Below are 21,733 nucleotides of genomic sequence, written 5' to 3'. Positions count from 1 at the left end.
AACATCCATGATCGACCTGCACCACGACGCCGAAGCCGGGGTCGTTGAGCTCGTGCTCAACAACCCAAAGGCCATCAATTCCCTAGCAGAAGAAGATCTCGCCGAGCTCTCCCGCGCGCTCGATGAGGCCGCGCAGCTTAGCCCCCGCGCGCTCATCTTGCGGGGCGAAGGTAAGGGTTTCTGCGCCGGCCGCAACATCAAGGGGCTCAACCCGCGCGAAGACGACGCCACCGCATACCTCGCAGGCGTGGTTACCCCGGTGCTCAAGAAGATCGATAACTTCCCCGCCCCCACCTTTGCCGCCGTGCACGGGCCCTGCCTCGGCGTGGGCCTTGGCCTCGCCTTGGCCTGTGACGTCGTCTACGTCGCCGAAGACGCCAAGTTCGGCTCCCCGTTTGCCAACCTGGGCGCCACCCTGGATTCGGGCGGGCACTCCCTCTTCGTCGAACGCCTCGGCACACACCGCGCGATGGACCTCATCATCACCGGCGAACTCATCTCCGGTGCGGAAGCGGTGCGCGCTGGCCTCTTCTCCCGCGCGCTACCAGCAGAGGAGCTGCTGGAGTTTACCCGGGGCGTCGCCCAGCGCGCAGCCCGCGGCGCCACCCAAGCTTTTCTCACCAGCCGCACCCTGGTCCAGGACATCCGTGACAACGGCACCGGTTTGTGGGCCAGCGTCGATGCCGAGAACATCGCCCAAGGAAAACTCTGCGATACCGAGGACTACTACGAAGGCTTCGCCGCTTTTAACGAGAAGCGTCCGCCGGTCTTCCACGGACGCTAAAACCTCCAGACCTTCTAGAACGCATACCGCGCAGTTCACACAGCGCAGTACACACACAATAGTTAAGGAATCATATGACTGCATACCTGGTATCCGGCTTCCGCACCCCCGTGGGCCGCTACGGCGGCGCACTGTCCTCGGTTCGTCCAGATGACCTCATGGCCACCGCCATCAAGAAGACGGTGGAGGAGGCCGGACTCGATCCCTCCGCGGTGGATGAAGTCATCATCGGCAACGCCAACGGCGCCGGCGAGGAGAACCGCAACGTCGCCCGTATGTCCTGGCTGCTCGCCGGGTTCCCGGACACCGTTCCCGGGATGACGGTCAACCGTCTGTGTGCTTCGGGCATGTCCTCGATTGCCCTGGCCACCGCCCTCGTGGAGTCCGGCCAGGCGGATATTGTCATCGCCGGTGGCGTCGAATCCATGTCCCGCGCGCCCTGGGTCATGGAGAAGCCAAGCAAGCCTTTTGCCAAGCCAGGCCAGGTTTTTGATACCTCCATTGGCTGGCGTTTTGCCAACCCAAAGTTCGCGGAGCAGGAGAAGATGACCTACTCCATGCCGGAGACCGCCGAAGAGGTGGCCAACGTCTTCGGCATTAGCCGCGAGGAAGCCGACGCCTTCGCCGTGCGTTCCCAGGAGCGCGCGCTCGCCGCGATTGAGGCCGGCAAGTTCGCCAGGGAGATCGTGCCCATCGAGGTCACCGACCGCAAGGGCAACGTCACCGTCGTCGACACCGACGAAGGCCCCCGCCCGGGCACCACGATGGAGGTTCTGGCCAAGCTGCGCCCGGTGACCTCCCTGGGAGATGTCACCACGGCGGGCAACGCCTCCTCGCTCAACGACGGCGCCTCCTGCGTCATTGTCGCCTCCGAGGAAGCCCTCAAGAAGCACAACTTGACCGCCCGCGCCCGCGTGGTGGCCAACTCCGCGCGTGGTGTGCGCCCGGAGATCATGGGCACGGGCCCCATCCCGGCGACCCGCGACGTGCTCGAGCGCGCCGGCTGGGAGCTCGACAGCGTGGACGCCGTCGAGCTCAACGAGGCCTTCGCATCACAGTCCATCGCCTGCATCCGCGAGCTGGGCTTGGATGAGGACAAGGTTAATGCCTGGGGCGGCGCCATTGCGCTGGGCCACCCGCTGGGTTCTTCCGGTTCCCGTATCACCTTGACCCTGCTCAACCGCCTGGAAACCGATGGGCTGAGCCGCGGCATCGCCACTATGTGCGTGGGCGTGGGCCAGGGCACCGCAATCGCGATTGAGAGGGTGTAAATGACGACTGCCATTGAGATTTCAACGCGCGGCGAGAACGACGAGATTGTCGTCGCCAAGCTCAACCGCCCCGAGGTGCGCAACGCCATCGATGAGCAGATGGTGGCGGAGCTCCACGAGCTGTGCGCGCAGCTCGAGTCCGATCCCCGCATCCTCATCATCACCGGCTGCACCGTAGATACGTCCAAGGGCCCCCGCGGGATCTTCGCCTCTGGGGCGGACATCGCGCAGCTTCGTGAGCGCCGCCGCGAGGATGCCCTCCGCGGCATCAACTCCGGCATCTTCCACCGCATCGCTTCTCTTCCTTCCCCCGTCATCGCAGCGGTGGATGGCTACGCCCTCGGCGGCGGATTGGAGCTGGCCCTAGCCGCTGACTTCCGCGTGTCCACTCCTTTTGCCAAGTTTGGCCAGCCTGAAGCCGGCCTGGGTATCGCCGCAGCCGCTGGTGCCACCTGGCGCCTCAAGGAGTGCGTGGGTACCCCGCTGGCGAAGGAGATTCTGCTGGCCGGGCGCATCCTCAACGGCGAGGAGGCACTGGCCAACCACCTGGTCAGCGAGCTACACGAGCCGAATGCGCTGGTCGACGGCGCCCTAGCACTAGCCGGGCGCATCGCCCAGCAAGACCCTCTGGCCGTGCGTTTGACCAAGCAGCTCATCTCTATGCCTGATGCAGCGCACCCGGCGGTAGACAACATCGCCCAGGCCGTGCTTTTTGAGTCCCCCGCTAAGTTTGAGCGGATGCAGGCATTCCTGGACCGCAAGAAATAAACCTTCCACTCACAAGGAGAGTCAACTCATGTCCCCAGTACTGCAGGTTCCTGCCAAGGTTGGTGTGCTCGGCGGCGGCCGCATGGGCGCCGGCATTGCCCACGCCTTCCTCGCCTCCGGCGCGTCCGTGACCGTGGTGGATATCAACGAGGATGCCGTGGCGGCCGCCCGCGAGCGCGTACACAAGGCCATCCGCGGCTCCCTCGAACGCGGGGCGGAGGGCACCTTCGAATCCTGGGATGAGCGTCTCAGCTTTTCCACCGCAGCCTCCGTCTTTGCCGGTTTCGACCTCGTGGTTGAGGCCGTTCCGGAATCAATGGATCTCAAGGTGGCCGCTTTCCGGGACATCGCCGAAGCGGCCCCAGAGGCCGTCGTCGCCACCAATACCTCCTCGCTGTCGGTATCGCAGCTGGCGGAAAGCATCCCCAACGATGTCATCGGCCTACACTTCTTCAACCCGGTTCCGGCCTCCAAGCTGGTGGAAGTGGTTGTTGCCGAGTCCACCCCGGAAGCGCTCGTGGAGACAGCCAAAGGCTGGGTCGAGGGCCTGGGCAAGACCGCGGTGGTGGTCAAGGATGCCCCTGGCTTCGCTTCCTCCCGCCTGGGCGTAGCCATTGCGCTTGAGGCCATCCGCATGGTGGAGGAAGGCGTGGCCTCCCCGCGCGATATCGACAACGCCATGGTGCTGGGCTATAAGTTCCCCATCGGCCCGCTGGAGCTGACCGATATCGTGGGCCTGGATGTGCGCCTCGGCATCGCCGAATACCTTGAATCCCAGCTGGGTGAGCGCTTTAGCCCGCCGCAGCTCATGCGCGACATGGTCGCGCGCGGCGAGCTGGGCCGCAAGTCCGGCAAGGGCTTCTACGACTACTCCGAGTAGCCACTCCCTCCCACACCCGGCTCTGGCACCACGAAGCGGTACCCCAAGCCGGGCTCGGTGAGGAGGAAGGCGGGATTGGCTGGGTCATCCTCTAGCTTGCGGCGCAACTGGGAGGTGTAAATACGCAGGTAGTGCCCCTGCCCCTCAAAGCCTGGACCCCAGATTTCAGAAAGCAGATCCTCTTTGCGTACCAAGCCGCCGTGGGCGCGAAGCAACGTGGTGAGCACGCCCCACTCGGTGGGGGTCAGGTGCAGCGGCTCACCGTCTTTAGTGATGGAATGGCGCGGAACGTCGATCACAACGTCCCCGGCGCGTACCACAGCGGTCTCAGTGCGCCTCACTGGACTCTGTGGGCTACCATGTCTTAGCGCCACGCGCACGCGGGCCAAAAGCTCCTCCATAGAGAAGGGCTTGGTGACGTAGTCGTCCGCGCCGCGGTCGAGAGCTGCGGCGCTGAACAGCGGATCAGAGCGTGCCGTCAAGATGATCACCGGTACTGCAGACCATCCGCGGATTCCTTCCAACACGACGGTTCCGTCCATATCCGGCAACCCCATGTCCAAGATGACTACGTCTGGCTGCTGCTGTGACACCACCTGCAGTGCCTCAGCACCTGTACGTGCTGGGTGAACCTCGTAGCCCCGAGCCTTGAAATTAATGCTCAGTGTGTTGAGCAGACGCGGGTCATCGTCCACGATGGCGATGCTAGTTTTCTTCGTCGTCATTTTTGTTCTCCTCCCGCGACGGGAAACCGCAAAATAAAGGTTGCGCCCAGGGTGGTAGCTACCTCGATGCTACCGCCCATGGCCTCCACAAAGCCTTGAACAACAGAAAGGCCAAGGCCCACTCCGTTGTCGTTGCTGGTATCACCCAAACGCTGAAACGCCTGGAACAGTTCCTTCTGTTTCTCCGGCGGGATACCCGGTCCTTCATCGCCGACAATCAGTTCCACCTGTTCGGCGATGGTCTGAGCACTCATCGTCACCTGGCCAGTCGGCGCATAACGCAGGGCGTTATCAAAGAGATTGGCCAAGACACGCTCCATGAGGGCTGCATCCGCGCAGCACGTAACTCCACGCACAGTAGGGTCCAGATGGATGCGCCCGATTTGCTCCGGGGAATGCCCAAAGGCGCAGGAAGCGATGGCACGATGAGCCACCTCTGCCACCTCGACAATGTCGTGGCGAGCGGTGATTGCTCCAGCGGTAAGCCGGGAGTAATCCAACAAATTGGTGACCAACCCGGTTAGTTCCTCGATGCTCGCCGCAGTTTCTGCCAAAAGCATATCTTGGTCCTCGGGAGTGAATTCAATGTCGGCATTACGCAATGACGACACCGCCAACTTGGCCGTTGCCAACGGAGTACGCAGATCGTGGCTCACACTCGACAGCAGCGCTCGTCGCAGCTCGTCTGCAGCGGCTATCGCATCAGCGCGCGCGGCCTCAGCAGAAAGCTTTTCGCGGCGAACAATACCCGCCAGATAGCCCGCGACCACGGTGACAAGGCCACGATCCCGGGCAGACAGAGTCGGACCCGCAAGACGAAGCTGAACTGTGCCATCTTCGCTCGCCACAACGGTGTCCACTGTCTGTTCATGGCGCACTTTCTCGGGAATATGAAGGTGCTTCGAAGTGCGCTCGGGGCTAACTGCGCGCCAGGTGGCAAGGACGTCACCGTTGTCATCCAGCAGCTCCGCTCGACGACAATTGAATGCCTCCCCCACCTTGCGCATCACGGCATCTTTCGGGGAAGAATCTGCACGGCGATTCAACGCGGCACGGGAAAACACCGTAAGCAGCTCAGCATCACGCGCAGCCACAGCTGCATTCGCCCGCTCAATCTTGGCGCGGCGCACAAGAATGCCAACTGCCAGAGCGATAGCCACCATGACCACGGCGATGACAGCGTTAGCGGGATCGGCGATGTCAAAGGTATGGATTGGCTCGGTGAAAAACCAATTGACCGCCAAACCGGAAGCCACCGCCACCACCACGGCCGGCCACAGGCCACCCACCAAACTGACAAGCAGAATGAGTGCAAAGTAGAACGCAGAACAGGTACCTGTTCCCAAGTCCTGGCCGTCAGCCTGCACTAACAACGCAGTGAGTCCGACGAAGGCCAACGCTGAACTAAGCCACGCGATTGCACGCTGCGGGAAGGGCCGGAAAGGATGCAGCATACGTGTGAGCGGAAGCGGCTTTTCCGGGGGAAGATTGACAAGGTGGCAGTCAATCGAGCCGGATTCGCGCAGTACTGTCTCTGCTACCGTGCTGTGCCAGTGCACGCCGAAACGCCGCCGCGGCGACACCCCGACAACAAGCTGGGTAGCGTTGACGCTTCGCGCAAAGTTGAGCAGAGCTTCCGGCACGGAGTCCCCAGTAACCTGGTGCAGCCGCGCACCCACATCGTGGGCCAGGGTCTGCAGCCGGGCAAGTTGTTGCGCCGATCCCGCCACCGAAGAGGAACGCGACGTGAAGGAATCACCAAAAACGACGTGGACCACATGCAGTTCCGCCGAAGATTTCGTCGCGATGCGCCGCCCGCGCCGGATCAGGGTCTCAGCATGGGCAACGTTTTGGATGGCCACAACTACCCGCTCACGTGCTTCCCACGTATCGGTGATTTTTTGATCCGAGCGATACGTAATGAGTGCTTCATCAACCTGATCTGCCAGCCAGAGCAGTGCCAACTCGCGCAACGCGGTGAGGTTTCCCACGCGGAAGTAATTGTTGAGTGCAGGTTCGATGCGTGCTTCGCGGTACACGTGTCCGTCGCTAAGCCGGGTGCGCAGAAGCTGCGGGGAGACGTCGACCAGCTCGATTTCATTCGCAGCACGCACTACCTCATCCGGCACGGTTTCCTGCGGTGCGATGCCAGTAATCTGCTTAACAACATCGTTGAGGCTCTCCAGATGCTGGATATTGAGAGTCGAGATGACGTCAATTCCGGCATCCAGAATCTCTTCGATGTCTTCCCACCGCTTCTCGTGCTCTTCGTCGCGAGGATTGGAGTGGGCAAACTCATCGACGAGGACTATGTCAGGCTTGCGCTCGATGACTGCGGCGGTATCCAGCTCCCCGGCGGACAGACCGTCAACGGTGCGCCGCGGAATGATCTCCAAACCCTCGCACAAGGCTTTCGTATATGCGCGACCGTGGTCTTCCACAATGCCGACGACAACGTCACGGCCTTGGTTAATCAGCGTGTGCGCCTCACTAAGCATGGCGCAGGTTTTGCCCGCGCCGGGAGCGGCGCCCAACAAAATCTTCAAGGTGCCGCGTTTGGTGCGCGAGGACGGCGCAGTTGCTTCGGTCAACATTGCTTCATCTTATGAGCTGATCTTTATGGGCAGGGAGTAGGCGTGGGCAACGACATATTGAGAGTTGTCACATTGACCGTGTCTTCGCCTAGAAACCCGAGGCTGGCATGCTCCGTGTTCTCGGCGATGAGCTTTTCCATCTCTTCCTCGCTAATGCCCTGCTCCCGAGCCACACGCGGAGCTTGCAGCTCGGCGTACTCGGGGCTGATTCCGGAATCCACTCCGGAACCGGAGCCCGTGACGGCGTCGGCAGGCACACGGTCTTCGCTTACGCCTTCCCGTTGGGCAATAGCGGCGCGGCGTTCCTGGATGTTCTTCTCCAGCTCCGTGCTGCTCGTACCGTAGTTACTCATTCCCTCGGCGCGAGGGAAGAAGTAGGGGCCCTCGCTCACCCCGTCTTGGATTTGGGTAGAGCCCACGAGGCACTCTCCTTGGTAGATGAGATTGCCGTCGGCGGACTGCGGTGTGATGCGGGAAATGGCCCACACAGCCGCCGGATAGACCATGCCGAGTGCTACGACGCAGAGCAGCACGGCGACAAAACCGGCAATGAGGTTACGCAGATAAACACGCATTGTTCTTCCTTTTTCTTTGCAGGTTCTCTTTAGAGGCCTGGGAGGAGGGAGACGACCTGGTCAATGAGCCAGATGCCAATGAACGGGGTAATCACGCCGCCTAGTCCCCAAATACCGAGGTTGCGGCGCAACAGGGAGGACGCGGAGGCTGGCTTATACGACACGCCCTTGAGCGCCAAGGGGATGAGCGCGACGATGATGAGCGCGTTAAAGATCACCGCAGACACGATGGCGGACTCAGGCGAATGCAGGTGCATGATGTTGAGGCGTTCCAAGTGCGGCAACTGCGCGGAGAAGAGCGCCGGCAGGATGGCGAAGTACTTTGCCAAGTCGTTGGCCAAGGAGAAGGTGGTCAACGCACCACGGGTGATCAGCAGCTGCTTACCAATGCGAACGACGTCGATAAGCTTCGTCGGATCAGAGTCCAGGTCCACCATGTTGGCGGCTTCCTTCGCCGCGGAGGTACCAGTGTTCATGGCTACTCCCACATCCGCCTGCGCCAGGGCCGGGGCGTCGTTGGTGCCGTCACCGGTCATGGCCACCATGCGGCCTTGCGCCTGCTCTTCGCGGATGCGGGCGAGCTTATCTTCCGGGGTGGCCTCGGCGATGTAGTCATCGACACCGGCTTCCTTAGCAATGGCCGCGGCGGTCAGCGGGTTGTCGCCGGTGACCATGATGGTTTTGATACCCATCTGGCGCAGCTCGGCGAAACGCTCGGCCATGCCGGGCTTGACGACGTCACTCAGCTGCACCACCGCGATCACCTTGCGGCTGCCATCGGATTCTTCCACGGCAACTGGCAGCGGGGTACCGCCGTCTTGCGCAATCTGGGTTACTGAATCCTCGATCTCTTGCGGCCACGCGCCGCCTGCCTCAGTTACCCACTTTCGCACGGCGTCGCCCGCGCCCTTGCGCAGCTTTCTGTTAGCCAGGTCGAGACCAGACATCCTGGTAGAAGCGCTGAACGGGATGACTTCAGCCTTCCGAGCTTCCGCGTCGCCCTCGCTAGACAGAGAGTAGTTCTCCGTCAACCAGGAGACGATGGAGCGGCCCTCCGGGGTTTCATCCGCCAGGGAAGAAATGCGTGCAATCTCTGCAGCTTCACGTTCGTTCACACCCGAAGCCACGATCAGGCCCGTGGCCTGGCGGTTGCCGTACGTGATGGTGCCGGTCTTATCCATAAGAAGCGTGGCGACGTCACCGGCTGCTTCCACCGCACGGCCGGAAGTGGCCAGAACGTTGTGGCGAACGAGGCGGTTCATGCCGGCGATACCCACGGCGGATAACAGTGCGGCGATGGTCGTCGGGATGAGGCATACCAGCAGCGCGACGAGGGACAGCGGGGACAACTCAGCGCCGGTGAACAAACCCATGGGAGCCAAAGCCGTCACGGCGATGAGGAAGAGGATAGTCAGCGTGGAAAGAAGGATGCTCAGCGCAATCTCATTCGGAGTCTTGCGGCGCTCGGCTCCTTCCACCAGAGCAATCATCGTGTCCACAAAAGTGGAACCCGGTTCAGAGGTGATCTTGACCTTGATGGAGTCAGAGAGCACCACGGTGCCGCCAGTCACGGCGCAGCGGTCACCGCCGGCCTCGCGGACGACGGGAGCCGATTCACCCGTGATAGCAGACTCGTCGACGGTAGCGGCACCTTCGATGACGTCACCGTCACCCGGGATGGTCTCCCCGGCTTCCACTCGCACGATAGAGCCTCTCGTGAGCTCAGACGCAGGGACCACCTCAATGCCGGAGTCCGTTATTAGGTTGGCAGTGGCATCATCACGCACAGAGCGCAGGCTGTCGGCCTGGGCCTTTCCGCGGCCTTCGGCATAAGCCTCCGCAAAGGCCGCGAAGGCGATAGTGAACCACAGCCATATAGTCACGACCCATCCATAGAAGCTGGGGTTGATGATGGACCACACCGTAGTCAGTGCGGCGCCGACCCACACGACGAACATCACGGGGTTGCGTGCTTGGGCAAGCGGGGACATTTTGCTCGGCAGCGCCTTCAGCGCCGCAGCGGCAAGACCGCTGTTTTTGTCCGCAGTCTTTGTGCGAGGAGCCTTGACCTGCTCAGCGGTCATGGTAGGGGTTGTCATGATAGTGCCTCCGAAATGGGACCCAGGGTGAGGACGGGGAAGAAGGTGAGTGCTGCGACCAGCAGGATGACGCCGATGGTCAACAGGGAGAAGGTGATGCCGGACGTGGGCAAGCTGCCGGTAGTGGTGGCCTGGCGCTTCTGCCCTGCCAGGCTTCCGGCTAGGTATAGGGCGAAGACGATGGGCAAGAAGCGGCCCAACAGCATGGCCAAGCCCAACGTGATCTGCCACCAGGGCTCAGTCACCGTGAGACCTGCAAAAGCCGAGCCATTGTTGTTGGCCGCGGAGGTAAACGCGTAAAGCACTTCAGAGAGGCCGTGCGCATTGTCCGCTGTGCCCGGCGCGCCGAAGTTGGTTGCAGAAAGCTCAACCAGCTTGCGCTGCGCCACGGAGGCTCCGACGCCCACGAGGACTAGAACCGGCATGGTGAGGATGTAGAGGCTGACTGCCGAAATTTCCTTGCGTCCAATCTTGTTGCCCATAAACTCCGGTGTGCGGCCGACCAGGAGACCGCCGATGAACACTGCTAGGATGGCCACAATCAAGAGGCCATAGAGGCCAGTGCCCACACCGCCTGGAGCGATCTCACCCAGCAGCATGTTGAGGATGAGCAAGCCGCCGCCCAGCGGGGAATAGCTATCGTGCATGGAGTCCACCGCACCCGTCGAGGTACCCGTGGTGGACACGGCGAACAATGCCGAAGCGTCAATGCCAAGGCGCTGTTCGATACCTTCCATGTTGGCGCCTGCCAACTGGGAAGCACCGCCGACGAGGGTGTGCTGTGCCCAGGTCACTAGGACAACCATCACGGTCCACAGACCACCGGCAACGCCGAGCAGCGTCCACGCGTGCTTCTGCGATTTAAGCATCACGCCGTACGTGCGAATCATGCAGAAAGAGATGACGAGCAGGGAGAAGATCTCCACCAGGTTGGTAAAGCCCGTTGGATTCTCAAACGGGTGCGCCGAGTTAGCTCCGAAGATGCCACCACCGTTGGTGCCCAGCAGCTTAATAGCTTCTTGGCTGGCCACAGGAGCACGGGAGATATCCACGCCAGAGTCAGTGACCAGGTTGGATCCAAAGGTTTGCATGGTTCCGCCAAGGATGAGCACGGTGGAGATAATGAGTGACAGGGGAAGCAGGATGCGAACCAGACCACGGGTGAGGTCCACCCAGAAGTTACCTATGAGCTTCTGGCCATCCTGCGTTGCCGCCACGTCGCGCTGGTAACCCAGGTGGCCGATGCCACGGATCAACGCAACAGCCACGCACATGCCCACAGCAGCCGAGGCAAAGTTTTGTACGGTCAGGCCCAGCATCTGCGAAGCATTGGTCAGGGTGTCTTCGCCGGAATAGGACTGCCAGTTGGTGTTGGAAGTAAAGGAGGCCGCAGTGTTGAAGGCCATCCACGGCTCCACTGCGTCTTCGCGGGCGTTGCCAAAGCTTGGCAGCACTGCTTGGAGCCGCTGCACTGCGTAAAGAACCAAGACGGAGGCCAGGCTGAAGCCCAGCAGCGCACGAGTGTAGTTCTTGGCGTTATGGCCCCGGTTGGGGTCAACCCGCAAAATTCTGTATATGAGGCGCTCGACAGCCCAGTCTTTTTCAGAGGTATAGGTACGAGCCATCCAGTTACCAAGCGGCACATAAGCCGCCGCTAGAAGGGCAAAGAGGGCGAGGTACTGCGGTGCTACCGCCACAATGCTGGCGATCATGCGAAACGCTCCGGGTCAATAAGAGAAATGATGAGATAGGCCACGAGCGCGACAACAATAATGAGCCCGATAACCGCTGTGATGGTGTTCATGATTTACGCGTCTCCGTCCATAAACTCGTTGATGGCGGAGGGAGCGCTAAATGTAAGGACCACGATCACGATGACCAGAATGTCCAACATGTGGGAGAGACCCCCTTGGGTGAAAGCAATACAAGGTGTGCCCGGTGCCCCAGAGCATCGAGCGCCGGTGCTGGTGAGCACCTGCCGAGCATTGACGTTAGGCCCGCTCCCCCCTAGACCTACGGGTTATTTGCGGCATCTTTACACCCCTTGACCCCGATTTTTACGCTTTATTTACGGACTCCCTTACTTCCCTTCCGCTTTAGGGGAAATCAACGCATTCGTGATACGCGCCGTGCACAGTCTCCTCCCCTCGTCATCTGTAATGACGATCTCGTGGGAGCACAGCGTCTTACCCAGCTTGATAGCGGTGGCCGTCGCCGTGACCTGACCCGAGCGCCCGGAGGCGTGGTGCGTCGCGTTGATGTCCACGCCGACAGCGACCTTGCCCAGCGTCGAGGCGTGAATCACCGCCGCCCAGCTGCCGACGGCCTCAGCGATACAGGCCATCGCGCCGCCGTGAAGCAGCCCGAAGGATTGGGTGTTGCCCTCAACCGGCATGGTGGCCACCACCCGCTCGGCTGACTCTTCCAGGATTTCTACGCCCATCTTCTTGTCCAGCTCACCCAACTGAATCTTCCATACCTCTGCGGCCATGCCGTGCTCCTTACTTAATCCTAGAAATGTGACGCAGACTATACTAGCCTGTATTTACTGACCAACCGTTCGGAAACTAATGGAAAGGCCAAACTTTTCGCTATGACTGAAGCCCTCGTCCCCAGCTATCTCTCCGGCCAGTGGCTCACCCCGGACAACCCTTCGCGCGTTGCGGACGTGCACGACGCCTCCACCGGGGATGTCGTCGCCCTAGTTAGCGCCGAAGGCCTCGACATCGCCGGCGCCATCGATTACGCCCGCAGCACCGGGCGCGAAGGGCTACAGAAGCTCACCTTCCACGAGCGCGCCCTCAAGCTCAAGGAGCTGGCGATCTATCTCCAAGATCACCGCGAAGAGCTCTACGAACTGGCCAACAAGGCCGGCGCTAACAAGCGCGATAATTTCGTCGATATCGACGGCGGCATTTCCACCATGTTCACCTTCTCCTCGAAGGGCCGCCGCGAGATGCCCAACTGCACCGTCATGCCGGATGGTGAGGCGGAGGTCTTTTCCAAGGACGGCTCCTTCATTGGCCGCCACATTTACACCTCGATCCCTGGCGTTGCGGTGCAGATCAACGCCTTCAACTTCCCCGTCTGGGGCATGCTGGAGAAGTTCGCCCCGGCCTTCATCGCGGGCGTGCCCTCCATTGTTAAGCCAGCGACACCGACCGGCTACATCACCGCGGCGTGTGTTCGCCTCATGATTGATTCCGGAATCCTGCCGGAGGGCAGCTTGCAGCTCATCTCCGGCTCCGCCCGCGACCTGTTGGATCACCTGGACTATCGCGATCACGTGGCCTTTACTGGCTCTGCTGATACTGCGAATACCCTGCGCGCACACCGCAACGTCATCGAGGGCGGCATCCAGTTCAGCGCGGAGGCGGACTCCCTCAACGCCGCCATTCTGGGCACCGATGTCACCGCGGATTCCCCGGAGTTCGACGCCTTCGTCAAGGCAGTCTTCGGCGAGATGACCTCGAAGGCGGGTCAGAAGTGCACCGCCATCCGCCGCGCCATCGTCCCGCACGCGCTTGTCGACGCCACCATTGACGCCCTCAGCACACGCCTTAGCGACAAGGTGGTCGTGGGCGATCCGCGCGATGCTTCCGCCACCATGGGCCCACTGGTCTCTGCGGATCAGAAAGCTGACGTCGCAGAAGCCGTCGAAAAGCTCAAGGCCGGCGGCGGCGAGATTGTCTACGGCGGCGAGGAGGCCGAGGGCGCGTTCTTCAACCCCACCATCCTGCGCTTTGCCGATAACCGCGCCCCAGCGGTCCACGACACCGAGGCCTTCGGCCCCGTCGTCTCCTTCCTGGGTTACGACTCCCCCGCCGAGGCCATCGAGCTCGCCGCCTTGGGCTCTGGCTCGCTGGTTGCCTCCGTTATTACGCATGACCCGCAGCTGGCACGCGAGTATGCACTCGGCATCGCCGCCCATCACGGCCGCCTGCACTTCCTCGACCGCGATGATGCGAAGACGTCTACCGGCCACGGCTCTCCCCTCCCGCACCTCGTCCACGGCGGCCCGGGCCGCGCCGGCGGCGGCGAAGAACTGGGTGGTGTGCGCGGCATCCTGCACTACATGCAGCGCACCGCTATTCAGGGCACCCCGGATCACCTCACCGCCATCACGGACCAGTGGCACCGCGGCGCGGCCGTGCAGCGCGTGACCCGCGCCGACGTTGAAAATGGCCAGGGTACCCACCCCTTCCGCAAGGACCTGGCCACGCTGCAGATTGGTGACCAGTTCGCCTCCGATCTGCGCCACGTCTCCCTCGAGGAAATCCTCGAGTTCGCGGAGAAGACCGGCGATACCTTCTACGCCCACACCGATGAGGAAGCCGCCACCGCTAACCCCTTCTTCCCGCGCCGCGTCGCACACGGTTACCTGCTGGTCTCCTGGGCCGCTGGCCTCTTCGTGGAGCCCGCACCGGGCCCGGTTCTGGCCAACTACGGTCTGGAAAACCTGCGCTTCATCACGCCGGTCACCTATGACGATTCCATCCGCGTGGAGCTCACCGCCAAGCGCATCACCCCGCGCGTCACCGATGACTACGGCGAGGTCTGCTGGGATGCCGTGCTCTACAACCAGGAGGACGAGATTGTGGCGACCTACGATGTCCTCACCCTCGTGGAGAAGGTGAACACCACCTATGCCGAGGCCACAACCTCGGCATAAAGATGATGCTGTGCGAGCCAAGTCACACATCGAAGGTTGGTTTCTTTTATCATTACTGTCATGAAAGAAACTACCTCAGTCACTGGCTCCGTCATCATCGTCGGCAGCGGCCTCGCCGGCATGGTCGCCGGCTACGAGGCCCTCAAGGGCGGCAAGCACGTCATCTTCCTCGAACAAGAAAACCGCAATAACCTAGGCGGCCAGGCCTTCTGGTCCCTCGGCGGGCTGTTTTATGTCGACTCCCCCGAGCAGAAGATGATGCGGGTCAAGGACTCCGAAGAATTGGCCTGGCGCGACTGGGCCAACTCTGCCGACTATGACCCAGTGACCGAGGAAGACCGGCACGATTTTTGGGGCGCAAAATGGGGCCGCGAATACGTACGCTTCGCCGCTAATGAAAAGCGCGGCTACCTCAAGTCCTTGGGCCTCAACGTCCTACCCACCATCGGATGGGCCGAGCGCGGTTCGGGCGATGCCTCCGGCCACGGTAACTCCGTGCCGCGCTTCCACCTCACCTGGGGCACGGGCCCAGAAGTCGTGCGCGTGTTCCGCGAACCACTCCTTAAAGCAGAGGAACAAGGCCAGGTCGAATTCCATTTCCGCCACCGCGTGGACGAGCTCGTCGTCGACAAGGACGACGCTGGTAGCCCGTGCGTCGTCGGCGTGCGCGGCAGCGTCCTCTCCCCCACCAGCCAGGCGCGTGGTGAGGCAAGCTCGAGGGACGTGGTCAAGCACTTTGAGCTTCACGGCTCCGCCGTGGTCATCGCCACCGGTGGCATCGGCGGCAACCTGGAGAAGGTTCGCAAGATGTGGCCCACTGAGCGCTGGGGCGAGTGCCCGGAGGAACTGGTCACGGGCGTTCCCGCGCATGTCGACGGCCGCGGCATCGACATCGCCCAGCAAGCCGGCGCCTCCGTGGTCAACACCGACCGCATGTGGGCCTACACCGAGGGCATGACCAACTGGAATTCCATCTGGCCCGGCCACGGCATCCGCATCATCCCGGGCCCGTCAGCGCTGTGGCTCGACGCCGAAGGCAACCGCCTGCCCACCAACCTCTTCCCCGGCACCGATAACCTGGCAGCCTTGACCCACATAGGCCAGACCGGTCACGGCTATTCCTGGTTCGTGCTCAACCAGGCCATCGTGGACAAGGAGTTCATCTTCTCCGGCTCGGAGCAGAACCCGGACCTGACGGACAAGGAATTCAAGAAGCTCGCCGGCAAGCTAGGCCCCGGCACCCACGTGGCCGTCAAGGCATTCATGGACAACGGAATCGACTGGGTCGTGGAAGACAACCTGGAGGATCTCGTCGCCGGAATGAACCGCATTGCACCAGAGGGTTCCCCCACCATAGATGTGGCCCACCTTAGGACAGTCCTAGAGGATCGGGATTCGCAGCTGGATAACCCCTTTAGCAAGGACGCCCAAGTCAACTACATTCGCGTAGCCCGCGGCTTCCTCGGCGACAAGCTCATCCGCGTTGCTCCCCCACACCGCATCCTCGATGAAACCAAGGGCCCACTCATCGCGGTGCGCCTGAAGTTCCTCACCCGCAAGACACTCGGCGGCCTGGAAACCAACCTGGATGGCCAGTGCCTGAACCCCGATGGAACAGTTCTTCCTGGGCTGTACGCCTGCGGCGAGGCCTCCGGTTTTGGCGGCGGCGGTATGCACGGCAAGAATGCGCTGGAAGGCACCTTCCTGGGTGGTTGTATCCACTCGGGCAAGCGCGTGGGCGAAGCGTTGGCGCGCGAATAGCACGGTTTTCTAATACTGTCGGGCACTATGAACCTCGCTAGGAACGTCCGCATCGACGTGGAGAATCCCTTCTTCACCACGTCCCGCTTCGTCGCTGCCCCCGCCGAACTCACCGTGGGCGAAATGATGATCATCGTCCACGCCGCGCTCGGCCTCGAACCCTCCCATCCGGGCATCCTCGTGGGTGAGGAAGGCACGCCGATCGACGTCCTCAGCATCATTGACCAGGACTTTTTCGAGACTTTCCGGGAAGTAGCGCACTACCACCCCTCGGACGGCGCCTGGAATATCAGCATCAGCGTGGCCGATAGCTCGCGCGTCGTCATGGGCCTTCCCGCGCTTATCGCTGGTGAGGGCCCCGATCTGATGAGTGAGCTGGGCAGCGCCGAGGCGATGTTCAAGGTGGTCCTCGATGTCCAGGCCACCATGGCCTACATGGCCGTACCCACGGATAGTATGGAGCGCATCTTCGCGCTCTTCCCCAATTACACGCTGGACCAAATCCACCAACGCCTCACCACGTTCTTCCCGCCAGCAGTGGCGCAGCGCCTGGCCACCATGGGCACGGAGGCCGCCAACCTCGAGGGCGGCACCAAGCCCGCGCTGCCTGGGGATCTCCCGCTCGATCCCTTCCGCTCCACACCCTTCGAAGACATCCCCGTGCCCTCCCCGGAGCTGCTGAAACAATGGCGCGCGGACATCCACGAGGCTTACCCGGAGCTGCGCCCCGACTATGAGCTGCCGGCGCTTGACGACGCCACCGCCGCCCACGTAGGCCAGCGTATACGCGAATACCTCGAGGTCATCGAGGAATTCCCACGCCTGACCGGGGCCGGCTACCTCAAGCAGGCGGCCGTCGCGCGCCTCAAGGAGGGACTGAATAGCCCCAATGATTTTGATGAGGTCAAGCGCGAAGACTACCACCAGCCGTTGCTGAACTTGCGGGGTTTCTTGACGGACTTGGATTGGATCAAGACCACGACGACGGATATCAAGCTCACCAAGTATGGCCGCAAGGCCATGAGCGATCCGCTCTGGGCAACGCAGGTCGTCCTGAACAACATCCCCTATGCCTACGCCGAACCGGAGGGCATTCCTCAACTGTCCTTCGAACTAGTCCATTTATTCCGCGGCGAGTGGGAGTTCAACCCGGAATACGATTACACGCACGCCATCACCCGCGATTTGTTATTCACGCTGGGCGTCCTTGAGGATGACTCCACGTTTCCCATGATTACCGATGGCTGCGAGGGCTTCCTCGGCGCGATCATCACCAAGGTGCGCGAGGAGCTGAACCAAGAGCTGGATTAGCTCCAAGCCGCGACCATGTAGACGACACTCATAACACTGCTCCCTGGTGTTGTTCGGCGGTGAGGTGGGATTGTTGCGCACTAAATCCGCCTAGGTCAGGAAGGCGTCCTGCAAAAGGCATCTGGTAAAAGGCATCTTTGGGTCTAAAAACGCCATCTGCACTGAGTAAATGGCGTTTTTGGTCGCGAAAACGCCATTTGACTGATGCCTTTTGTAAGACGCCTTTTGTCAGTTGCCTCCTGCATATCAGTGGAGGCACGCAGACGTTGCGCGCTGCGAGGGGAGTGACGAAGGTACACGCCTCGGCGCAAAACTGCCCTAACTGACAATTTTCCCCACGATCCTTCGCTGGAAGGGCGCTGGTTTCGTCAACTAGGGCAGTTGGGGCCCCGACTTATCGGGGCCCCGGTGGTTTTATTTGACCACCAGGTTGACCATGCGGCCCGGAACGTAAATCTCCTTGACCACGTTCTTGCCAGCGGTGAGTTCCGCAATGCGCTCATCGTCCTTGGCAATGCCCACGACGGTGGCTTGGTCGGCGTCGGCAGGCACCATGACGCGGGCCTTGACCTTGCCGTTGATCTGCACCGGAACCTCAATCTCGTCGTCGACGAGGTACTTCTCATCGAACTCCGGGAAGGCCTCGTAGGTCACGGTCTCATCGTGACCAAAGCGCTTCCACAGTTCCTCCGCGATGTGCGGGGCAACAGGGGAGACCAGCTGGGCCAAGGGCTCCACAGCGGCGCGCGGAGCGCCCTTCGGGTAGGCCTTGGTCAGGTAGTTCACGTACTCGATGAGCTTGGCCACCACGGTGTTCAGGCGCAGGTTCTCGTAGTCATCGCGTACGCCGGCGATGGTGCGGTTGAGGTGCTTCAGGTCATCGTCGGAAAGCTCCGCGTCCGTCGTGCACAGCTCGCCGGAGTTCTCATCGATAGCCAGGCGCCACAGGCGCTGGAGGAAGCGCTGCGCACCGACGACGTCCTTTGTTGCCCACGGGCGGGAGGTATCCAGCGGGCCCATCGACATCTCGTAAACACGCAGGGTATCGGCACCGTACTCGTTGCAGATGTCATCCGGGGCCACGGCGTTCTTCAGGGACTTGCCCATCTTTCCGTACTCCTGGTTAACCTCTTCGCCGTTGTAGAAGAACTTGCCATCCTTCTCCTCAACCTCGGCGGCTGGGACGTAGACGCCACGGGAATCGGTGTAAGCGTAGGCCTGGATGTAGCCCTGGTTGTAGAGGCGGCGGTAGGGCTCCTTGGAGCTCACGTAGCCCAGATCGAAGAGGACCTTGTGCCAGAAGCGCGAGTAGAGCAGGTGCAGCACGGCGTGCTCAACGCCACCGACGTAGAGGTCAACGCCACCCGGGTCGTTGGCACCGTGCTCGTCTGGGCGCGGGCCCGTCCAGTAGCGCTCGTTCTCAATATTGCAGAAGATCTCGTCATTCGTCGGATCGATGTAGCGCAGCTGGTACCAGGAAGAACCTGCCCACTGCGGCATGACGTTGGTATCGCGGTAGTAGGTCTTGGGGCCATCGCCCAGGCCCAGGTCCAGTTCCACCTCAACCCACTCGCGGGCCTTGGCCAGCGGCGGCTGCGGGGAGGAATCGGCATCATCCGGGTCGAAGGACACCGGCTTGTAGTCTTCTACCTCTGGCAGCTCGATGGGCAGCATCGACTCCGGCAGCGGGTAGGCCTGGCCGGCCTCGTCGTAGACGATGGGGAAGGGCTCGCCCCAGTAGCGCTGGCGGGCAAACAGCCAGTCACGCAGCTTGTACTGGATCTTCTCGCGGCCCACGCCCTGTTCCTCCAGCCACGGGATGATGGCGGCGATGGCCTCGTCCTTGGACATGCCGTTGATGTCCAGGGAATCGTTGGCGGAGTTCACGGCCTTGCCGGACTCGGTATAGGCCTCCTTGGTGATGTCGCCGCCAGCGACGACCTCCGTAATGGGCAGGCCAAAGACGGTGGCGAACTCGTAGTCACGGGTATCGTGCGCCGGGACCGCCATGATGGCGCCGGTGCCGTAGCCGGTCAGGACGTAGTCCGCGATGAAGATCGGGACCTTCTTGCCGTTGACCGGGTTGGTGGCATAAGTGCCCAGGAAGACGCCGGTCTTTTCCTTGTTCTCCTGGCGCTCCAAATCGGACTTCGCGGCGATGGACGCGCGGTAGGCCTCCACGGCCTCCTTCGGATCATCGTGGCCGAAGGTCCAGCGCTCGTCGACATCATCCTCGTAGGGGATGGGGGAGAGGAGGGCGTCGACAAGCTCGTGCTCCGGGGCCAGCACCACGTACTCCGCGCCGAAGAGGGTATCCGGGCGGGTGGTGAAGACGTCGATGTTGTAGCCCTCAGCGTGGAAGGTGACCTCCGCGCCGCGGGAGCGGCCAATCCAGTTGCGCTGCATGGACTTGACCTTCTCCGGCCAATCCAGAAGCTCCAGGTCATCGAGCAGGCGGTCGGAGTAGGCGGTAATGCGCATCATCCACTGGCGCAGGTTCTTGCGGAAGACCGGGAAATTACCGCGCTCGGACTTGCCCTCCGCGGTGACCTCCTCGTTGGCCAACACCGTGCCCAGGCCCGGGCACCAGTTCACGGTGGAGTTGGACAGGTACACCAGGCGGAATTCGTCGAGCGCGTGGCGCTGCTCTTCCTTGGTCAGATCCGCGTAGTAGCGACCATCCTTGGTGGTGCGCTTGCCCACCTCAAGTTCCTTGATGAGCTCAGAAATCGGGCGTGCCTTCTGCTGCTCCTCATCAAACCAGGAGTTATAGATCTGCAGGAAGATCCACTGCGTCCACTTATAAAACTCCGGGTCAGTCGAGGCCACCGAGCGGCGCGGATCGTGGCCCAGACCCAGCATGCCCAGCTGGCGGCGCATATTGTTGATATTCGCCTCCGTGGTGGTGCGCGGGTGCGTACCAGTCTGGATGGCGTACTGCTCCGCTGGCAGGCCAAAGGCGTCATAACCCAGCGTGTGCAGGACGTTCTTGCCCAGCATGCGGTTAAAGCGGGCATAAGTATCCGTGGCGATATAACCCAGCGGGTGGCCCACGTGCAGACCCGCGCCAGACGGGTAGGGGAACATGTCCTGGATGTTCATCTTCTCCGCGGGAAGTTCCTTACCGTCCTCCGCGAGCGGCCCAACTGGGTTCGGCGCATTAAAGGTGCCGTTATCCTTCCAGTACTGCTGCCAGGCACTTTCAATCTGCGCGGCGAGCTCCGGCGTGTAGCGGTGGGTGGTGTTATCGCTCGGGTTAGTCATGGTTAGACAGTGTAGTCACCGCACGGACATCTCCCCAGTTAGACCCAGCTAGGCCGCAATTCCGTTCCGCAGCGCGGCCACGCAACTGACGACGCCCCCCTTGTCCCCTCTAAGCTCTGCCACTAAAATCACCATTGTTCTACTGTTCTACATTTAACTTTTTACAGTCACCAGCCAATAAGGAAAGGCGGTTGGAGCAATGACCAACATTTCTTTGCGCGAACTCAACCAGCGTTCTGGCCACATCGTTCGCGAAGTTGCCGCTACAGGTCAAAGCGTGGTCATCACCGACCGCAATCGGCCCATTGCTCGCGTTGTTCCCATTTCATCTCTAGATAGCCCCGTGGAGCAGTTAGTAGCTGCCGGAATCCTGAGCCACAACCCGAAGCCTTACTCACAGCCAAGCACCACAGACTATCTGCCTTCCGGGACAGACGTTGTATCGCTACTGGATAGGGAAGACCGCTTGTGATGATCTACGTCGACACTTCGGCACTAGCGAAGTTGGCCTTGCCCGAGCGCGAAAGCTCCGAAGTCGCTGCACTCCTTGAAGGCCAGCAACTGTTTTCTTCTGCACTCATTGACATCGAGTTATCTAAAGTGTGGCAGCGCAGTGGCCTCACCGGCGCCGGTTACCGGAAGTTCACGGAGGGGGTCTCCAAAGTTGGCATCAGCGATGAGGTCATTCGTCGAGCTTGCTCGCTGACCGGCGTTCGCTCCCTGGATGCCATCCACCTGGCGAGCGCCTGTCTTCTCCGCGACGCTGGCCTCACCCTGACCTTTTTCACCTACGACAAACAGCTCCACGCCGCTGCCCAGTCTCAAGGTTTTGCTGTCTTTCCCTCGCCACAGTGACGACCACCAATACAAGTCTTGGGGGTACCTCTACGTCGTCTTCACTACCAACCCGACTTAGGCCAAATTGGTGCGGAACAACTCCACCCCGCCGTCGAAAAATGCAAGGTAGCAGCGTCAAGAGTGACGTTGCGGCACCTGCCCGATGACCTAAGTCGGGACACAACGACCGTT

Annotated in this window: 17 protein-coding genes; 9 read left to right on the top strand and 8 right to left on the bottom strand. The window is 61.5% G+C overall.

All coding sequences use genetic code 11. The annotated features are described in order from the left end of the window. The first annotated feature begins 7 nt into the window (after positions 1-7). From HMPREF2807_RS02070 to HMPREF2807_RS02055, 4 genes are all read left to right on the top strand, one after another. A complete protein-coding gene (locus HMPREF2807_RS02070; RefSeq protein ID WP_046648764.1) occupies positions 8-784 on the top strand; it encodes an enoyl-CoA hydratase/isomerase family protein in 777 nt (258 codons plus the stop codon). A gap of 74 nt (positions 785-858) precedes the next feature. After that, positions 859-2,055: a thiolase family protein gene (locus HMPREF2807_RS02065; protein ID WP_070510114.1), complete on the top strand. Its 1,197-nt coding sequence runs from the start codon at positions 859-861 to the stop codon at positions 2,053-2,055. Continuing rightward, positions 2,056-2,823 carry an enoyl-CoA hydratase/isomerase family protein gene (locus HMPREF2807_RS02060; protein ID WP_070510111.1) on the top strand — a complete coding sequence of 256 codons (768 nt, stop codon included), beginning with the start codon at positions 2,056-2,058 and terminating at the stop codon, positions 2,821-2,823. Positions 2,824-2,851: 28 nt separating this feature from the next. Next, entirely contained in the window at positions 2,852-3,703 is an 852-nt protein-coding gene (locus HMPREF2807_RS02055) for a 3-hydroxyacyl-CoA dehydrogenase family protein (RefSeq protein WP_070510108.1), read from the top strand. Here HMPREF2807_RS02055 and HMPREF2807_RS02050 read toward each other — a convergent pair. The 7 genes from HMPREF2807_RS02050 to HMPREF2807_RS02020 form a co-directional block, all read right to left on the bottom strand. Next, complete coding sequence (locus HMPREF2807_RS02050) at positions 3,691-4,428, bottom strand: response regulator (protein ID WP_070510105.1); 738 nt, start codon at positions 4,426-4,428, stop codon at positions 3,691-3,693. The two genes, HMPREF2807_RS02055 and HMPREF2807_RS02050, sit on opposite strands and share 13 nt — an antisense overlap. Next, positions 4,425-7,022: an ATP-binding protein gene (locus tag HMPREF2807_RS02045; protein WP_070510102.1), complete on the bottom strand. Its 2,598-nt coding sequence runs from the start codon at positions 7,020-7,022 to the stop codon at positions 4,425-4,427. The genes HMPREF2807_RS02050 and HMPREF2807_RS02045 overlap by 4 nt, the downstream gene beginning before the upstream one ends. 23 nt (positions 7,023-7,045) lie before the next feature. Continuing rightward, on the bottom strand, positions 7,046-7,597 hold the full coding sequence (locus HMPREF2807_RS02040) for a potassium-transporting ATPase subunit C (RefSeq protein WP_039672802.1): 552 nt from the start codon (positions 7,595-7,597) through the stop codon (positions 7,046-7,048). A 29-nt stretch (positions 7,598-7,626) separates the two neighbouring features. Continuing rightward, complete coding sequence (gene kdpB / locus HMPREF2807_RS02035) at positions 7,627-9,696, bottom strand: potassium-transporting ATPase subunit KdpB (RefSeq protein ID WP_070510099.1); 2,070 nt, start codon at positions 9,694-9,696, stop codon at positions 7,627-7,629. Beyond that, entirely contained in the window at positions 9,693-11,405 is a 1,713-nt protein-coding gene (gene kdpA, locus HMPREF2807_RS02030) for a potassium-transporting ATPase subunit KdpA (protein WP_369816131.1), read from the bottom strand. The genes kdpB and kdpA overlap by 4 nt, the downstream gene beginning before the upstream one ends. Then, a complete protein-coding gene (gene kdpF, locus HMPREF2807_RS02025) occupies positions 11,405-11,500 on the bottom strand; it encodes a K(+)-transporting ATPase subunit F (RefSeq protein WP_039672809.1) in 96 nt (31 codons plus the stop codon). Before kdpF ends, kdpA begins: the two co-directional genes overlap by 1 nt. A 276-nt stretch (positions 11,501-11,776) precedes the next feature. After that, a complete protein-coding gene (locus tag HMPREF2807_RS02020; RefSeq protein ID WP_070510093.1) occupies positions 11,777-12,187 on the bottom strand; it encodes a PaaI family thioesterase in 411 nt (136 codons plus the stop codon). A 102-nt stretch (positions 12,188-12,289) separates the two neighbouring features. Between HMPREF2807_RS02020 and paaZ the strand changes: the two genes are divergently transcribed. Genes paaZ through HMPREF2807_RS02005 form a run of 3 tightly spaced genes read left to right on the top strand, consistent with a single transcriptional unit; the run spans position 12,290 to position 17,440 of the window. Continuing rightward, the gene (paaZ, locus tag HMPREF2807_RS02015; RefSeq protein WP_070510090.1) at positions 12,290-14,368 is read left to right on the top strand and encodes a phenylacetic acid degradation bifunctional protein PaaZ; all 2,079 of its coding nucleotides are present in this window, start codon (positions 12,290-12,292) and stop codon (positions 14,366-14,368) included. 60 nt (positions 14,369-14,428) lie between these two features. Continuing rightward, the gene (locus HMPREF2807_RS02010; protein WP_070510088.1) at positions 14,429-16,129 is read left to right on the top strand and encodes an FAD-binding dehydrogenase; all 1,701 of its coding nucleotides are present in this window, start codon (positions 14,429-14,431) and stop codon (positions 16,127-16,129) included. A 27-nt stretch (positions 16,130-16,156) separates the two neighbouring features. Beyond that, positions 16,157-17,440: a hypothetical protein gene (locus HMPREF2807_RS02005; protein WP_070510085.1), complete on the top strand. Its 1,284-nt coding sequence runs from the start codon at positions 16,157-16,159 to the stop codon at positions 17,438-17,440. Positions 17,441-17,854: 414 nt separating this feature from the next. Here the strand turns inward: HMPREF2807_RS02005 and leuS are convergent, their stop codons facing one another. Beyond that, positions 17,855-20,704: a leucine--tRNA ligase gene (gene leuS, locus HMPREF2807_RS02000; protein WP_070510082.1), complete on the bottom strand. Its 2,850-nt coding sequence runs from the start codon at positions 20,702-20,704 to the stop codon at positions 17,855-17,857. A gap of 199 nt (positions 20,705-20,903) precedes the next feature. Between leuS and HMPREF2807_RS01995 the strand changes: the two genes are divergently transcribed. Together HMPREF2807_RS01995 and HMPREF2807_RS01990 are read left to right on the top strand one after the other, a co-directional pair. Continuing rightward, entirely contained in the window at positions 20,904-21,176 is a 273-nt protein-coding gene (locus tag HMPREF2807_RS01995; protein WP_049154824.1) for a type II toxin-antitoxin system Phd/YefM family antitoxin, read from the top strand. After that, complete coding sequence (locus HMPREF2807_RS01990; protein WP_070510079.1) at positions 21,176-21,559, top strand: type II toxin-antitoxin system VapC family toxin; 384 nt, start codon at positions 21,176-21,178, stop codon at positions 21,557-21,559. Before HMPREF2807_RS01995 ends, HMPREF2807_RS01990 begins: the two co-directional genes overlap by 1 nt. The last annotated feature ends 174 nt before the right edge of the window (positions 21,560-21,733 follow it).

Origin of the sequence: Corynebacterium sp. HMSC074A09 (assembly GCF_001811545.1) — a bacterium.
Taxonomy (GTDB): domain Bacteria; phylum Actinomycetota; class Actinomycetes; order Mycobacteriales; family Mycobacteriaceae; genus Corynebacterium; species Corynebacterium hiratae.
Note: the sequence above shows the minus strand (reverse complement) of the source record. Positions and strands in the feature narration are given on the sequence as shown.

Excerpts from the sequence above, each read along its gene's own strand:
- HMPREF2807_RS02050 (WP_070510105.1), bottom strand. The coding sequence starts at position 4,428 with ATGACGACGAAGAAAACTAGCATCGCCATCGTGGACGATGACCCGCGT.
- HMPREF2807_RS02065 (WP_070510114.1), top strand. The coding sequence starts at position 859 with ATGACTGCATACCTGGTATCCGGCTTCCGCACCCCCGTGGGCCGCTAC.
- HMPREF2807_RS02040 (WP_039672802.1), bottom strand. The coding sequence starts at position 7,597 with ATGCGTGTTTATCTGCGTAACCTCATTGCCGGTTTTGTCGCCGTGCTG.
- HMPREF2807_RS02020 (WP_070510093.1), bottom strand. The coding sequence starts at position 12,187 with ATGGCCGCAGAGGTATGGAAGATTCAGTTGGGTGAGCTGGACAAGAAG.
- HMPREF2807_RS01990 (WP_070510079.1), top strand. The coding sequence starts at position 21,176 with ATGATCTACGTCGACACTTCGGCACTAGCGAAGTTGGCCTTGCCCGAG.
- leuS (WP_070510082.1), bottom strand. The coding sequence starts at position 20,704 with ATGACTAACCCGAGCGATAACACCACCCACCGCTACACGCCGGAGCTC.
- HMPREF2807_RS02010 (WP_070510088.1), top strand. The coding sequence starts at position 14,429 with ATGAAAGAAACTACCTCAGTCACTGGCTCCGTCATCATCGTCGGCAGC.
- kdpB (WP_070510099.1), bottom strand. The coding sequence starts at position 9,696 with ATGACAACCCCTACCATGACCGCTGAGCAGGTCAAGGCTCCTCGCACA.
- HMPREF2807_RS01995 (WP_049154824.1), top strand. The coding sequence starts at position 20,904 with ATGACCAACATTTCTTTGCGCGAACTCAACCAGCGTTCTGGCCACATC.
- kdpF (WP_039672809.1), bottom strand. The coding sequence starts at position 11,500 with ATGAACACCATCACAGCGGTTATCGGGCTCATTATTGTTGTCGCGCTC.
- HMPREF2807_RS02005 (WP_070510085.1), top strand. The coding sequence starts at position 16,157 with ATGAACCTCGCTAGGAACGTCCGCATCGACGTGGAGAATCCCTTCTTC.
- paaZ (WP_070510090.1), top strand. The coding sequence starts at position 12,290 with ATGACTGAAGCCCTCGTCCCCAGCTATCTCTCCGGCCAGTGGCTCACC.
- HMPREF2807_RS02045 (WP_070510102.1), bottom strand. The coding sequence starts at position 7,022 with ATGTTGACCGAAGCAACTGCGCCGTCCTCGCGCACCAAACGCGGCACC.
- HMPREF2807_RS02060 (WP_070510111.1), top strand. The coding sequence starts at position 2,056 with ATGACGACTGCCATTGAGATTTCAACGCGCGGCGAGAACGACGAGATT.
- HMPREF2807_RS02070 (WP_046648764.1), top strand. The coding sequence starts at position 8 with ATGATCGACCTGCACCACGACGCCGAAGCCGGGGTCGTTGAGCTCGTG.
- HMPREF2807_RS02055 (WP_070510108.1), top strand. The coding sequence starts at position 2,852 with ATGTCCCCAGTACTGCAGGTTCCTGCCAAGGTTGGTGTGCTCGGCGGC.